The sequence below is a fragment of the Corynebacterium sp. 51B genome (assembly GCF_008930785.1).
GTDB classification, from domain to species: Bacteria; Actinomycetota; Actinomycetes; order Mycobacteriales; family Mycobacteriaceae; genus Corynebacterium; species Corynebacterium megadyptis.
Genome location: NZ_PQMK01000001.1, coordinates 585,620 through 599,619, shown reverse-complemented (window position 1 = coordinate 599,619; position 14,000 = coordinate 585,620). Strand labels below are relative to the sequence as shown.

Below are 14,000 nucleotides of genomic sequence, written 5' to 3'. Positions count from 1 at the left end.
TTGTGACACACTGTGTACATGACTACAGGAGATTCCACTACAGGCACCCAGGGTGCCGCAGCAGAGAAAACAGTAATCGCGGAGATTCGTGGCTCGGTCGGCTTCTTAGAGCTCAACCGCCCGAAGAGCCTCAACTCCCTCGACACAGAGATGTGTCAGATCATTCACGACGCCCTCGACGAGTGGCGCGAGGATGACGCCGTGTCCGGAGTGGTGATCTACTCCAATAATCCCAAGGCCTTCTGTGCCGGTGGCGATGTGCGGGTGATCCGCGAGGCTATCCTCGCTGGCCAGCCCGAGGTGGGGGATCACTTCTTAGACGTCGAGTACGCCATGAACGCGGCGGTGGTGGACTTCCCCAAGCCCTATATCGCCCTCATCGATGGCATCGTCATGGGCGGCGGCTTGGGTGTATCGGTGCACGGCAGCCGGCGCGTGGTATCGGAGCGCTCCTGGGCCTCCATGCCGGAGATGGCCATCGGCTTCTGCCCCGATGTGGGCGTCACCTACGCCTTCCAGCGCATGGTCAATGCCACCGGCTCCCACTCCTTCCCGCTGGCCAAGTTCCTCGTGCTCACCACTTGGCGGCTGAGCCCGCAGGACATGTTGTGGTCGGGTCTCGCCACCGACTATGTGCCCTCGGAGAAGTTCGAGCAGCTCCGCGAGGCGCTGGAATCGGCCGCTGACGCCGACGGCATGAACGCGGTGATCGATAGCTTCGCCGAGCCGCTTGAGGGCGAATCCCAGCTGGCCGAGCTCATGGAGCATATCGAGACGGTCTTTGATGCTGCCTCGTGGGAAGAGGTAGTGACACAGCTGCAGGAGTGCCCCAGCGAGGAGTTCCGGGACCTCGTCCGCGGCCACCTGGCCCAAGCCAACCCCGCGTCTTTGGTGGCCACCATGGAGCTGATGGATGCCAATGAGCGCGTGGAGAATGTGCAGGCGGCACTGGCCAATGAGTTCGCTGTGGGCAAGGTGCTGCGCGAGGACAAGAACTTTGTCGAGGGCGTGCGTGCCGTGCTGGTGGATAAGGGCCGCGATGCCGTCTTCGATCCGGCCACGACCGCCGAGGTGGATGTGGAGAAATACCGCGCTGCCGTGAAGTAGCCGCTACAGACGAACAACGCAGCCGACCGAGTGCGCATGAGCCTGGCCGGCTGCGTTTTCTTATGCGCTGGGCCGCTAACGGCCGCCACTGGCCGCCACCGGCCGCGGCTTAGGCTGCGCTGTGGCTGAGTTCTGCCTCGGTGGACGCCGCGCTGGTTTGGTTGCGGCGACGACGCTCCATACGGGACCATTCCACGAATCCCCACGCCACGAACCCGCCATAGGCGAGGTAGAGCACAGCCGAGGGGTAGTAGCCGGCGGCGAGCAGCAGCGGCACGCCGACGATGTCCACGCTGAGCCACAGCAGCCAAAATTCGATCCAGCCCTTGGCCATGCCAAAGGTGGCCAGAAGCGAGCCGGAGAAGATCCACGCATCCGCCCACGGCCCCCACGAGCCAAGCGCGGAGAAAATCTGGGCGCAGACGACGGTGCTGATCACCATGAAGGTGAGGATGGCGAGGCGTTGCCGTGGCGTGGCCCAGTGTGGCTCCACGGCGGCTTGGTCGGTGGAGCGATCCCGCTTGTTGAGGTTGCGCTGCCAGCCGTACCAGCCATAGGCGCTGACCACCAAGAACATCACTTGGCGGGCCGCTTGGCCATAAAGATCAAGATTCTGCGGTGTGTGGAACACGCCGCCGAGGAAGACGGTGAAGAGCAAAACATTGCCGATGATGCCCACCGGCCACGCCCATACGCGCCTTTTCAAACCAAAAATGGCGGAGCCAATGCCAAAAGCATTGCCTATGATTTCGCGCCACAGAATAGGGGCACCACCGATGATGACGGTGGCATCAAGAAGCTCGACTATAGGATTCATTCGCTGACCTACACGCTTTCATGTTTCGGTTGAGCAGAAAACAAATCCTCAGGTGAAACACAACATAGGTCAGCATCGCAGCCACTGCGCCCCGAGGCTACAGGCCACAGCAGGGTGGCAGTCTCGCATGGTGCGGCGCGCTCAGCGCCTAGGTTCTCTTCCATCCGGACTATTACCGTCGGTCCCGGAGTTTCACCGAGTCTGCTACAGCCGAAGCTGCGGCTCGTGGACTATCACCACCGGTGGGGAATTACGCCCCGCCCTGAGAACGTTTCTTACTATAGCGCGCGAGCGAGGGCGAGCACAGAAACTAGGTCGATGGAGGTTGGGGCGCGGGGGTAGTTCCATCGCCGCGAGGGCCACCCGAGAGATTCTGCGGACCCTGCGACACCGAGTCCTGCGACACCGAGTCCTGCGACACCGAGTCCTGCGGCGCTGGGTGCTGCGGCGGCATCCCAGGTGGTACCGCCGGCTGCGGCGGCATCGCCCCGCTGCGATAGAGCACACACCGCCGGGCGGTGTGGAGATCCCCAGTCAGCGCCGCGGACTGGGCACCTTCGGCGCGCAGAAGTGCAGGGATGCCGTTGGTGTGTGCCATCTGGACGATCGCCGGATGGGCGGTCGCGGAAGGATCGGTGACGGGCGGGTAGGCGGTTGGCACTTGCTGGGCGTCGCGCAGCACCTCGGCGAAGCTCATGCCGTGGCCATAATCCACCACGATGGACTCGCGGGTGCTTACTCCCACGATCTGCCCAGCCACCCGCAGCTCATAGCGGTCCGTGCCGCAGGGCCGATACTCGCATTCGAAAAGCCGAGCCAGCCCATCGATACTGCGATCCATGTCCGGTGAGGCCGGCATGAAGGCGCCGGCGTGAAAGAGGGTGCGGTGACAATCTGCGGCAGCGGCAGCGGGAACGGAAGCCATGATGGTGGCGCCATCGGCGGTGGGCAGATAGAGCACGGGGTCATTGGAAAAGAGGGTGCGTATTGCGGCCGCGAGTTCTTCTGCGGTGGCGAGGCTGCGATAGGCGCGTGGTGCAGCGGCGGCGTCGGCCTCAGTCTCGTCTGTGAGCAGCCGTGTTGCGGTCTCAAGATCCAGCCCTGGTGGCCGGGGCGCTACCCATTCGTGCTCGAGTTCGGGGATGGCGAACTCCTCGGCCGCCTCCGCGATACGCGAGTGTAGCCACTGCCACATACCAGTGGGCAGGATCCTGGCGAGGCGCTGGCCGGTGATCTCAGTGGGGCGGTGCCCAGAGAAACTGAGCCGGATCTGCACGTTCTCGCCGTCGGTATCGCCGGCCTCCACCGCAATCGCCGTGGATAGGGCGGGAAGGAAGGCGGCGTCGAGACAGGCTTGATGAAAGTAGCCGTCGGCGCGGAGTTCAGCAATGCTGCGAGGTGCGGGGATAGTCACAAGCCCGCATTCTACCTACCTTCCGCCTCCGAGCGGGATGCTTATCGACGCCACCCCGCCCCTCACCACCGCCGCGGTAGCAGAAGCACAGCCCCCGCGTGAGAGTGAAGGCGGCGGGAAATGATTGACCCACTGACTATGTTCGTTAGCCTAAGCGCGCGTATATATACGCCATGAACGGCAGTGTCGCGCCGCAGGCATTCATTCGATCTGAGAATCAGAGGGGATCATCCATCCATGAATAACCAGTATTCGCCCAACGACAACTAGGGCGAGCACAACCAGGGCGAGGAGAATCAGGGCGCGTTCTCGGCGGAGAACACCAACCAGCAGGCCAATCAGCAGCCTAACCAGCCCTTCGCCCAGCAGAGCACTCAGCAGGGCGCGGCCCCGTTCTACCCCTCCGCTGGGAACCAGCAGCCCAACGCCACCTAGCAGGGGCCGGTGGCTAGTTCAGACTCCACTGGCTTTCCGCAACTCAACGCCGTAGGGGCGGAGTCGAAGAACTTCCTGCAGGCGCTGTTTGATTTCAGCTTTTCGAGCTTCATCACCATCAAGTTCGCCAAGGCCATCCACCTGGTCAATATCGTTCTGGCGCTTCTGGGCTATGTGTTCTGGGTGTCTATCTGGCTGTTCTTGGCCTCGGATGTCGGCGACTCGGAAGTGGGCGCCATGGCGACTTTCTTCGCTATCATCGCTCTGCTCTTCGGCTGGATTCCGGCGCTGCTGCAAATCGTGGGCGTGCGCCTGGCACTAGAGATGAACATCGCCTTGGTGCGCACTGCTCAGAACACCTCTGCGCTGCGTGAAGCCACCGTGGGACGCTAAAGAAACGCATCCCGCACCGGGGGGGGGGCTGCGACTCTGGGTGTGCCCCGTCCAGCAGCGGCACCCAATCCTTGCTCGTTCCCTGCACGCACGGGGTATTATCGCAGGTAGAAAGAGTTCTACCGAGAATCAAGGAGTACCCCTATGTGCCGTCCTGTGCCGTGTCCCACCTGTGGTAAAACTACGTGGGCTGGGTGTGGTGAGCATATCGCCCAAGTAAAGGCGACGGTGCCGCCGGAGCAGTGGTGCGATGGTAAGCACGAGAGCCAGGCTCACTAGCGTCCCTGCACCCTAGCCTCGATGTCGAGCTAGTCCGCCACCAGCGGGAAGAGTTCGAACTCGGGGTGTTCCTTCTCAATGAAGCTCAGGCGCCACTTGTCGCCAAAGAGCGCGATGAGTTCGCCGTCGGTGCGGGTGAAGATCTCCACGCCGCGCTGCTTGTTCAGCTCGGGCGCGGTGGCGGCGGTGGTGCGTCGCGCCACCGAGTAGGGGACCGGCTCGGTGATGGTCTCCACGTTGTATTCCACATCCATGCGGGCCTGCATCACTTCGAACTGCATGGGGCCGACAGCAGCCATAATGGGGGCGGCGTCGCCACGGGCCTCGTTTTTCAGGATCTGCACCACGCCCTCGGAGTCCAGCTGTTCCAGCGCTTTGCGGAACTGCTTGTACTTGCCCAGGGTTTTCGCCCGCAGGGTGCGGAAGTGCTCGGGGGCGAACTGCGGCATGGGCGGGAATTGTACTTTCCGGCCGGCGTAGATGGTGTCACCCGGGGCGAGCGAGCCGGCGTTGACGAGGCCGACAATATCGCCGGGATAGGCGGTGTCCACAGTGTCGCGGGTGCGGCCGAAGACGGTGAGCGCGTACTTGGTGGAGAAGCTGCGCCCGGACTGGGCGTGGGTTACTTGCATGCCGCGGTCAAATTCGCCGGAGACCACGCGCATGAAGGCGAGGGTATCGCGGTGCTTGCGATCCATGCCGGCCTGAACCTTAAAGACCACGCCGGCGAAGTCGCTGTCCAGATCGCGGTGATCGTCGATGGCAGAGGTTGCGGCGGCCACCACGGCCGGGTCCGCGGAACAGGGCGCGGGCTGCGGCGCCAGAGCGCAGAGGGCGTCGAGGATCTGGTGCACACCGAAGTTGAGCATCGCCGAGGCGAAAATGGTGGGGGAGGTGGTGCAGTCGAGGAAGAGCTCGGGATCATGCACCGCGCCATCGGCGGCCATGAGTTCTACTTCCTCGGCAGCAGTTTCCCACGCCATCTCTTCCTTGGCGGCGGCCTCCTCGGGGCTGTAGTGCTCCTCGGGGGCAATGGTGGAGCCGCCGGCGGTGCGCAGGAAGTGAATGTATTCCTCCGCCTCGCCATCGGAGTTGATGCGGGCCAGGCCACGGAAATCACCGGCGGCACCCACCGGCCAGAACAGCGGGGTAGGCTGCAGCCCGATCTCGGAGACGATCTCATCCATCAATTCCAGCGGTTCTTTACCCACGCGGTCCCATTTGTTCACCACGGTCACAATGGGCAGACCGCGGGCCTTACACACGCGGAAGAGCTTGAGGGTTTGGGGCTCGAGGCCCTTGGCGCCGTCGATAAGCATCACCGCGGCATCCACGGCGGTGAGTACGCGGTAGGTGTCCTCAGAGAAGTCGGCGTGGCCGGGGGTGTCCACTAGGTTAATCATGTAGGGCTCGCCCTGGTGGCCTTCGGGCGCGTACTCGAATTGCAGAGCGGAGCTGGCGACAGAGATGCCGCGCTCCTTTTCCATATCCATCCAGTCGGAGACGGTGGCTTTGCGCCCAGCCTTGCCGTGCACCGCGCCGGCTTCGGCGATCATGTGCGCGTGCAGCGCCAACGCCTCGGTCAGGGTGGATTTACCGGCGTCGGGGTGTGCGATCACGGCGAAGGTTCTGCGGCGCGAGGCCTCGTCAACTACTCTGCTCATGGTGTTTCATCTTAACGCCTCGGTGTCTGAATCAATCGCTCGCACACATGCCTCCGCGGTGCGTTCGATTCAGCGCGTAGTGGATGAGACGGCTCCGCCCACCCCGCCTGCGGAGGCGGTGGCACAGATCGCGGAGCTCTTCGCCGGCGGGCGCGCCGCTGTGCTCACCGGCGCGGGGGTGTCGACGCCCTCTGGCATTCCGGATTATCGCGGGCCGCAGGGCTCGCTCGCCCGCTCGCGGCCGATGACCTATCAGGAGTTTCGCTATGATCGCGCCGCCCTGCACCGCTACTGGGCGCGGGCCTTTGTGGGGTGGCGGCACATGGCCGCAGCCCGGCCGAACTCGGTGCACTATCAGCTGGTGGAGCTAGAAGCTGCGGGCCTGATCACTGGGGTGATTACCCAAAACGTTGATGGCCTCCACCGCGCCGCCGGCAGCACAAGCCTGGTGGAACTCCACGGCGATCTCTCCCGCATCGAGTGCTTGAGCTGCGGTGAAATCATGCCACGAACGCTTATCGACGCTCGCCTGCAGGCCGCTAATCCTGGCTATATTGAGCGCGCCGAGGCCAGCCGCGGCGCGGTGAATCCCGATGGCGATGTGGCTCTTGCAGAGGAGATCGTCGGGAGTTTCCATCTCGTGGGCTGCCCCCACTGTGGGTCTCAGCTGCTCAAACCCCATGTGGTCTACTTCGGCGAACCGGTGAACCCGAAGCGGAAGGCGGCGGCCCATGCCCTAGTGGAGGAGGCCGATTTCCTGCTGGTGGCTGGCTCCTCTCTGGCGGTGATGAGCGGCTATCGTTTCGCCATCGAGGCGCAGCGCGCCGGGAAGCCGGTAGTGGTGATTAATGGCGGGCCCGGCCGAGCCGATACCCGCGCTGCGGTGTTATGGCGCAGCGATGTGCGGCAGGCCTTCGATGCGGTGATCGACGCCACCGGGTTGGCCTAGAGCCTCTACCTGCGTAGAGGCAGAGTGCTGCTGCTATTCGCAGGCGATGCCATCTCCCTCGCGGTCAAGCTTGGGACTGTATCCCGGATCGCCCTTGTACAGTGGCGCGGCGCCGGCTGCACGGGCTTCGGCACAGCTAGCGAACTGTGTAGCCGCCTGTGCGGGTTCGGGTTCTGGTGCGGGCGCGGACTCGCCGCGCTGGGCCATCATCTGAGAGGCACACTGCTCAGTCCATCCGGTGGTTTCATCGGTAAAGAAAGTCGTACCGGTTTCGTGCAGAGTGGGATCGCCACACTCGCGGATGGTCTTATTCATGACCGTCGGGACGGCGTTGCCGGGCGCTTCGGTGTATCCCACCACTGGATCGTCGGTAGCGACTGCCGGCGCCTCGCTGTGAGTAACCGAGGACTCCTGAGCGTTGGGCTCGGTGGTCTTGCTCGTGCTGGTGGAGCTGCTGCTGGTGGTGGAGCTAGAACTGGGGGTGTTCGCCACATCTTCACTGTCGCATGCACTGAGTCCAGTGAAGGCGATGAGGGCAGTGGCGCTGAGTGCAATGGTGCGGCGGGAACCGAGGTGAAGCAGGTACATGTGAGGCAGTGTCCTTAAGAGTGAGGGATGAGCAACACAATGGATGTAGACATCTCGAATATAGCCAAGCATTAACCACCAGCTACCGAGGCGAGTGTGGCGCAATTCACTCGCTGGGTGATGGCTGGCAGTCGGCGCGAGCGCGCGATGTCGATCCCGCACGGGCCCAGAAGTCCTCTCATCGACTTATGCGTCTGGTCCCAGACATCTGGGTCGATAAGCATCAAACAAGCAGTCATCTGCACGAAAAGCAGCAGCACAATGACCGTCGCTATCCAGAGTCGCACGTGTATCTCTCACGTGGTGTGTGTTGAACACGGCCATTTGTGATGGGACGATCCAGCACAGGGTCTTTTTCTGTATCAACGAGTTATAGTGTCGGGCGCTTTGCCCACTGGGCCATGAGTTCAGCTACGGTGGATCGGACTTGCACTGAGTCGATCCAATCGCCGTGCCGCAGCGCTTGTTGCTGTTCCTACAGTTAGTCCTCAGTATTCGCTCTTTGCGTAGAAAACTCTGAGTCCTCTATGTCGGCGTGATCGCTATAGCGTGGCGCCCATTGTGTCTCACCTGTCGTGGTGAAGAGCCTCTGAAAGCCATGATGCAGTGGCATTAACAGTTCTCTTTTCCCTTTGTAGCTGGAGTTGAGCCTTGCCGCACTCCAGGGAAGGCGGACCTCTCGTGTCTATAATTTGATCCCGCAGCATGGGTGCATGGGCCTTCCACGTCGGTGGCGATTACCCTGTGTCACGCAGGTCAATAAAGGTTAGATCCCCATAAGGCTCTTCGAAGTCAGCGAATCCGAAAGCGCCCAGCTCTGTGTCTTCAGGGACTTCGTATGTCCACGTCATGCTAGTACTCATGCCTGTCCCTAAGCTTTCGTCGCATTCGGGTTTATCGATAATTCGGTATAAATCGTCAATCGGGTCATAGTGCTGGTTATCGAGGTTGATGAAGGGCGTCTAGACCCCGACCTGCAGGTTGATCGCGAGGCTTTTGATCAGTGTTTTCAACTGTCGTTTTTGCCGACACGTATTCTCCTTGGCTGGAGGTCAGGTTTTCATTAGATTCGGTGCCGCGTCTGACTCCATCTGCGTAGACCTCGATGGAGTCAGACACGCTCACGCTATCAACAGATAAGGTGACGCCTAGTGCTTCTACGGGCTGGGGCGTGGGATGGAGGGGGCGCTCTGCTCTACGTCGCTGTCTTGTTCTACCGGTCCGGTTGGCTCGGGATAGCAGCTTGCGAGTAGTAGTGGCGACGCGGTGGTAGCGATGATGGCCGTGACTTTGTTCATGATGTGCTCCTTTCGTGGATGTCTCGCCATATCGCGAGTAGGCAGGTGGTGATGCCCGAGTTCACGGGCGATAACGCCTAGGTAGGGGAGGGCATGAAGCGTCTCGGTTTACGTTTCGGGGCTGTGGTCTTTGGGGTTCGTGCGGCCGCCATGTCTGTAGCCTGCTCGGCACAGATATCGCAATGCTCGATGCCCATGGGATGCTCCAACCGGTGCGTGGGCTAGATCATGTGCGAGGGCGCGGTGGTAGCTATCGGGGCGTGAGTCAGTCTGGAGACAGATTGTCTTCGCCTAGTGTTATCTCCAGTTCTTGGTGCCCCCGGTGTGAGTGGTGGCGGTGCCTTTAGGTCGGTGGCGGGCCCAAGCTGTTCATTAGCCGTTATGAACCATCACCGCCCCGCTCTGATCGTGTCCAAGGACCATTAATCACTTCTTTGACCACCGAAGCGACCGTACCGATACTGAGTAGTGTGGCTCCTGTCACTTATTCTAGAGGTTCGAAGAGCGCCAAACAGGCAGAAATTCCCAAGACACACAGCAATAGGACGATCGCGGCTATTCCAAGTCGCATACGCGCTTCCCACCGGGTGTGTTTGAACGCGTCCTCTGTGATACGGCGATCCAGTTCGGTGTCTTTGTGTGCATCATCTAGCATGCGCGTACCGGAGCTGGGGCGATTCGGTTGTATTCCATCGTTGATGGCGGGAGGAGGGACGGGCCCCAAAACTGACAATTGCGGAGGGGTGATCTGTTCTAGCCCTGGGAGCGATGGTTGATCTGTTGTTGGATGTTGCTGCCTACGTAATTGAAGGATATGGCTTTTCGAGTCCTCGAGCGCAGGTGTGCTTCTTGGGCTGTTTGGAACACTCGGTGGCTTTGCTGCATGTTGATCCTGCCCATGTCGTTGAGGGTGGTGCGGATCGTGTTTATGGTTCACACTCCACTTCTTTGTGTGGGGGGCATGTTTTTCTTGCAGGCGTGCGAGTTTGGTTGCGCTAGGCTCCGTATCCTATGAGCTGTTTACCGTCGAAGTCGATGTTTTCCTCCTCATGGAATGCGCTGCTATTAGCTGTCGCATTGTTCTAGGATGTCCGCACTATAAAGAGCTGGGGGGGGGAGACACTCGGGTAGGGCGGTCCGAACACCTCAGAGAGCAGATATGTTGTGGATGTCGATCGAGCGCTGACATAGGGCGCTACGAAAGTCCTCTCACTATTCTCTAGGGGCCGACACTGGCACGGCAGATAGTGAACGTTAACGCGGTTCTTTGATGGCCGCGGTAGTGGATTATGTGATCAGCCACATCGCCGGTGCCCCAAGCACTGAAGCCGGTCAGGATAGCGAGAGCGGTGGAGTAGCGAGTTCTCGGATGCGGGTAGACAACTCACGCCTAGACATCCTACCTTCTACTGGCCTAGCCTTGAGGTTGCGCTGTTATCTCACAGCTGAACCTTGAAAACGAGAGTGCACAGGTCTGATCGTGAGATTGAAGGTGCGTGTAGAAGCTGTTCATCCCCTAGTGAGAGGCAGTGTCATGCTTTCTGGGTTCCTTGATCCCACGTCCACTCTTGCGATCGTGTTGCAAGTCGCGATCATTCTCTTCTGTCTTCTTCTCGGCACTCGCTACGGCGGAATCGGGCTCGGCCTGATCTCTGGGCTCGGGCTGATGGTGCTGGTTTTCCTTTTTGGTTTGGTGCCTGGCGAGCCACCTGTATCGGTGATGCTCACGATTATCGCGGTGATTGGCTGCGCATCCACCTTGCAGCAGTCAAAGGGCTTGGATGTGATGATGCAATTCGCCGAGCGGCTGTTGCGCACCAAGCCGCACTTGATCACGATTCTTGCGCCGCTAACCACGTGGACACTCACAGTGCTGTGTGGCACCGGCCACGTCGTGTACACGATGTTTCCCATCATCGAAGACATCGCGGTGAAGAAGAAGATCCGTCCCGAGCGGCCCATGGCTGCGGCGTCCACTGCGGCGCAGATGGGTATCACCGCCTCGCCGGTCTCGGTGGCTACGGTATCTCTTGCCTCAATCTTGGCCGAGAAAGCTGGGGTGATCGATCAGGCTTTTTCCATCCCGCAAATCCTCTCGGTGGCGCTTCCGGCCTCTCTGAGCGGTGTGTTGCTGGCCGCGTTGTGGTCCACGCGTCGCGGCAAGGACCTCGATGATGATCCTGAGTTCCAGCAGCGGCTACAGGATCCCGAGTTCGCCGAGACGATGCGCAGCGGCAACACCTCGCTGCTTTCGCAGACCTTCAATACAAGCGCCTACCGTGCGGTGGCGGTGTTCTTCTCTGCGATTGCTGTGGTGGTGCTGTTGGGTGCCGTTGAGGGGCTACGGCCCAGTTTCCCCACCGAGGATGGGGTGATGAAACCGCTATCGATGAATCTCGTGATTCAGATGGTGATGCTGGTGGCCGGTGCTATCATCCTGCTGTGGTGCGAGGTGGATAAGACGAAGATCGCAAATACCACCGTGTTCAAAGCGGGTATGACGGCGGTGTTCTCCGTCTTCGGTGTGGCCTGGATGGCAGATACCTTCTTCAGTACTCACATCGACGCGCTCAAAGACGGCCTAGGCGATGTGGTGGCGTCCGCGCCGTGGACCTATGCCTTGGTGCTGCTCATTGTGTCCAAACTGGTCAACTCCCAAGCTGCGGCGTTGGTGGCTATCGCGCCTTTGGGCTTGAGCCTCGGGGTGGATCCGGTGCTCATCGTCGGCTTCTACGGGGCGGCCTACGGTTACTGGATCCTGCCCACCTATCCATCAGATCTGGCGTGCATCGGCTTTGATCGCACCGGCACCACTCGGATCGGGAAGTTCGTGATTAACCACTCCTTCCTCATCCCAGGTGCCATCAGTGTGGCTACCTCCTGTGTGGTGGGCTCGCTGCTTGCCCAACTCATCCTCGGATAGACGGCGGAGATCCACGCTAGCGCCGGTTGGTCGTATTCTGCGCGGCGCTGAGCGAGTCGGTGGCTGCCAACCAGGCCCCCTCGGCGGCTCGGGCAATGGCCTGCTCCATCTCTGGAGACGGATCGATAGGTCCCAGCACCCACACGGGGATGGCTACCGGTTCGCTCTGTGGCGGACGGCCGATACCGATGCGCACCCGCACATAGTCCCGGGTGCCCAAAGCGGCGCTGAGCGATTTCAGCCCGTTGTGGCCGTTTTCATTGCCGCCGCGTTTGATTTTTACCGTCCCAGCGGGAAGATCCAGCTCATCGTGGATCACGATCACGTGGTCGGCGTCCAGCTCGAGGTGGCGTTGGAGAGCCTCGATAGCCTCGCCCGAGTTATTCATATAGGTATGCGAGCGGGCCAGCACAATGCTGCGGCCCTCATGCTTCAGTGCGGCGATGCTTAAGGGGGCACCGGCGACCGGGGTGAGGATATCGCCGCGCTGCGCCAAGATGTCATCAAGAGCCATGTAGCCCACGTTGTGGCGGGTGGAGTCATAGTTATTACCGGGGTTGCCTAGTCCCAGAATCAGGTAATCGATGCGCTCGGGCAGGCTCGTGGTGGGGGTGGGAGTCCGCGAGCTGAGGCGAGCGAAGAAGGAGCGGAGGGAGTCGCTGAGGTTTTCAAATCCGTGCACGCATCGATTCTTGCACATAGGCTCAACGGCTATGAGTTACCTCCTGCACGATCGAACTATCACCCTCATTGCTGCGCCCATGGCGGGTGGGCCATCGACCCCACAGCTGGCGGCGTCGTTGTGGACTGCGGGTCACCTCGGCTTCCTCGCGGCGGGGCGCGCCAGTGCTGAGGCCTTGCGGGAGGATATGCGCACTGCCGCAAAGCTAGCCGGCGGGCTGAACGTGGGCGTCAATCTTTTCGCCCCGCACCCGCGGCCGCGCTATTTCGAGACCTACTCAGAAGAGCAGTGCGTCGCCGAGTTGGGCAGCCGTTGGAAGCCTGAGGTGGACTACAGCTTCGGCTGGGACGAGAAATTCGCGGCCGTGCTCGAGGCGAGGCCGCTGGTGGTGAGCTCCATGTTTGGCTGCTTTTCCGCAGCGGAGGTGCAGCAGGCCCGGGAGCGCGGGATTGAAACGTGGGTGAATGTGACCAGCCCCGACGAAGCCCGCCAAGCTCAGCTGGTGGGCGCGGATGCGGTGATCGTGCAGGCAGCCGCCGCCGGCGGCCACCGCGGCACGTGGAATCAGGAGGACGAGCCCACCACCATGAGCCTGCCGGAGCTATGTTCCGCCGTCGCGGCCGTCTGCGAGCTGCCGCTCATCGCCGCCGGCGGGCTGAGTACCCCAGAGGCTGTGGCGGATGCTCTGGCGCTCGATGGCGTGGTGGCGGTGTCCTGTGGCACTGCCTTCCTCTTAGCCGAGGAAGCCGGCACCTCCGAGAGCAATCGTGCGATTCTGCGCGAGGGCCAGCTGCGGACCGCTGCAACTCGCGCATTCACTGGGCGAGTGGCCCGTGGGGTGATAACTGGTGTGAACGAACACGCTGCGGTCACCATGCCGCCGGTGTTTCCGCATCTCGCTCCCGCCCCAGCGGGGCAGAAGGCGAGCCGAGCCTGGGCCTATTGCCTCGCCGGGAAAGGAGTGAACGACTGCCTCGAGGCCCCTGCCGCCGAGATCGTGCAGCAGCTGACATCCGCCGCCAGCCCCCGCTAAGACCGGCCACTTAGGTCAGCTACACTTTCACTAGTTAAGGCTACGGTAATCAGGCCGGCTGTCTGTGGATCGCGGGGACGCGGCGCGAGGTGGCGTCGATAAGCATCGATGAGCGCGAAGGAGGGGCAAGGATGAAGCTGGAGAAGGTTCGCCGCAATTTGGAGAAGGGCAAGACGAAGAAGAAGTGTTGCCGTTCTAAGAAGCGCTGCTGCTCGTGTCCGGTGGTGTGCCATCGGCTGCGCAAGGCCAATGCCTTGGATTTGGACGATAAGGCGCTGAAGAAGGCGATCGCCAAAGCGCGTAAGTGGTAGCGCGGATCACAGCCGAGTAGGGGGGTGGCTCACATCCGCGCGACCGGATGGGGGAGAACAGACATAAAACTCCCCCGAGAGGTGAGAAAGTGGGGTGAAAACGGCCC

General features: G+C 61.4%; 12 protein-coding genes and 1 riboswitch. Of the genes, 6 read left to right on the top strand and 6 right to left on the bottom strand.

Translation table 11 applies throughout. From position 1 onward, the window contains the following. Positions 1-18 precede the first annotated feature (18 nt). Positions 19-1,107 carry a 3-hydroxyisobutyryl-CoA hydrolase gene (locus GBB14_RS02550; protein WP_151530075.1) on the top strand — a complete coding sequence of 363 codons (1,089 nt, stop codon included), beginning with the start codon at positions 19-21 and terminating at the stop codon, positions 1,105-1,107. 109 nt (positions 1,108-1,216) lie between these two features. On the opposite strand, the gene pnuC is transcribed toward GBB14_RS02550, so the two are convergent. Both pnuC and GBB14_RS02540 read right to left on the bottom strand, forming a co-directional pair. Then, a complete protein-coding gene (pnuC, locus tag GBB14_RS02545) occupies positions 1,217-1,924 on the bottom strand; it encodes a nicotinamide riboside transporter PnuC (RefSeq protein WP_151530076.1) in 708 nt (235 codons plus the stop codon). A 148-nt stretch (positions 1,925-2,072) separates the two neighbouring features. Continuing rightward, positions 2,073-2,198: riboswitch (FMN riboswitch) on the bottom strand. 36 nt (positions 2,199-2,234) lie between these two features. Continuing rightward, entirely contained in the window at positions 2,235-3,338 is a 1,104-nt protein-coding gene (locus GBB14_RS02540; RefSeq protein ID WP_151588402.1) for a hypothetical protein, read from the bottom strand. A gap of 444 nt (positions 3,339-3,782) precedes the next feature. Here GBB14_RS02540 and GBB14_RS02535 point away from each other — a divergent pair, with 444 nt between their 5' ends. Further along, on the top strand, positions 3,783-4,166 hold the full coding sequence (locus tag GBB14_RS02535) for a DUF4282 domain-containing protein (protein ID WP_151530078.1): 384 nt from the start codon (positions 3,783-3,785) through the stop codon (positions 4,164-4,166). Between the two features lie 308 nt (positions 4,167-4,474). Here GBB14_RS02535 and GBB14_RS02530 read toward each other — a convergent pair whose 3' ends face one another. Continuing rightward, on the bottom strand, positions 4,475-6,109 hold the full coding sequence (locus tag GBB14_RS02530; RefSeq protein WP_151530079.1) for a peptide chain release factor 3: 1,635 nt from the start codon (positions 6,107-6,109) through the stop codon (positions 4,475-4,477). Here GBB14_RS02530 and GBB14_RS02525 point away from each other — a divergent pair. Beyond that, positions 6,108-7,058, top strand: a complete 951-nt coding sequence (locus GBB14_RS02525; RefSeq protein WP_192796208.1) for a Sir2 family NAD-dependent protein deacetylase — start codon at positions 6,108-6,110, stop codon at positions 7,056-7,058. The genes GBB14_RS02530 and GBB14_RS02525 overlap by 2 nt on opposite strands. Before the next feature lie 33 nt (positions 7,059-7,091). On the opposite strand, the gene GBB14_RS02520 is transcribed toward GBB14_RS02525, so the two are convergent. After that, positions 7,092-7,646, bottom strand: coding sequence for an excalibur calcium-binding domain-containing protein (locus tag GBB14_RS02520; protein WP_225976666.1), 555 nt, complete (start codon positions 7,644-7,646; stop codon positions 7,092-7,094). Positions 7,647-8,803: 1,157 nt separating this feature from the next. Beyond that, positions 8,804-8,944 (bottom strand): hypothetical protein, encoded by a 141-nt coding sequence (locus GBB14_RS10565; RefSeq protein WP_192796209.1) that lies wholly within the window; start codon positions 8,942-8,944, stop codon positions 8,804-8,806. Between the two features lie 1,534 nt (positions 8,945-10,478). Here GBB14_RS10565 and GBB14_RS02515 point away from each other — a divergent pair. Further along, the gene (locus tag GBB14_RS02515; protein ID WP_151530081.1) at positions 10,479-11,867 is read left to right on the top strand and encodes an anaerobic C4-dicarboxylate transporter; all 1,389 of its coding nucleotides are present in this window, start codon (positions 10,479-10,481) and stop codon (positions 11,865-11,867) included. Positions 11,868-11,883: 16 nt separating this feature from the next. On the opposite strand, the gene pth is transcribed toward GBB14_RS02515, so the two are convergent. Continuing rightward, complete coding sequence (gene pth, locus GBB14_RS02510) at positions 11,884-12,549, bottom strand: aminoacyl-tRNA hydrolase (RefSeq protein WP_225976665.1); 666 nt, start codon at positions 12,547-12,549, stop codon at positions 11,884-11,886. Between the two features lie 31 nt (positions 12,550-12,580). Between pth and GBB14_RS02505 the strand changes: the two genes are divergently transcribed. After that, positions 12,581-13,582, top strand: coding sequence for a nitronate monooxygenase (locus GBB14_RS02505; protein WP_151530083.1), 1,002 nt, complete (start codon positions 12,581-12,583; stop codon positions 13,580-13,582). A 131-nt stretch (positions 13,583-13,713) separates the two neighbouring features. After that, positions 13,714-13,893, top strand: coding sequence for a hypothetical protein (locus tag GBB14_RS02500; protein ID WP_151530084.1), 180 nt, complete (start codon positions 13,714-13,716; stop codon positions 13,891-13,893). Positions 13,894-14,000: the final 107 nt, after the last annotated feature.

What these genes read in the sequence shown, in the direction of transcription:
- GBB14_RS02520 (WP_225976666.1), bottom strand. Translation starts at nt 7,646, where the DNA reads ATGTACCTGCTTCACCTCGGTTCCCGCCGCACCATTGCACTCAGCGCC.
- GBB14_RS02530 (WP_151530079.1), bottom strand. Translation starts at nt 6,109, where the DNA reads ATGAGCAGAGTAGTTGACGAGGCCTCGCGCCGCAGAACCTTCGCCGTG.
- GBB14_RS02500 (WP_151530084.1), top strand. Translation starts at nt 13,714, where the DNA reads ATGAAGCTGGAGAAGGTTCGCCGCAATTTGGAGAAGGGCAAGACGAAG.
- GBB14_RS02515 (WP_151530081.1), top strand. Translation starts at nt 10,479, where the DNA reads ATGCTTTCTGGGTTCCTTGATCCCACGTCCACTCTTGCGATCGTGTTG.
- GBB14_RS02505 (WP_151530083.1), top strand. Translation starts at nt 12,581, where the DNA reads ATGAGTTACCTCCTGCACGATCGAACTATCACCCTCATTGCTGCGCCC.
- GBB14_RS02550 (WP_151530075.1), top strand. Translation starts at nt 19, where the DNA reads ATGACTACAGGAGATTCCACTACAGGCACCCAGGGTGCCGCAGCAGAG.
- pnuC (WP_151530076.1), bottom strand. Translation starts at nt 1,924, where the DNA reads ATGAATCCTATAGTCGAGCTTCTTGATGCCACCGTCATCATCGGTGGT.
- GBB14_RS10565 (WP_192796209.1), bottom strand. Translation starts at nt 8,944, where the DNA reads ATGAACAAAGTCACGGCCATCATCGCTACCACCGCGTCGCCACTACTA.
- GBB14_RS02525 (WP_192796208.1), top strand. Translation starts at nt 6,108, where the DNA reads ATGGTGTTTCATCTTAACGCCTCGGTGTCTGAATCAATCGCTCGCACA.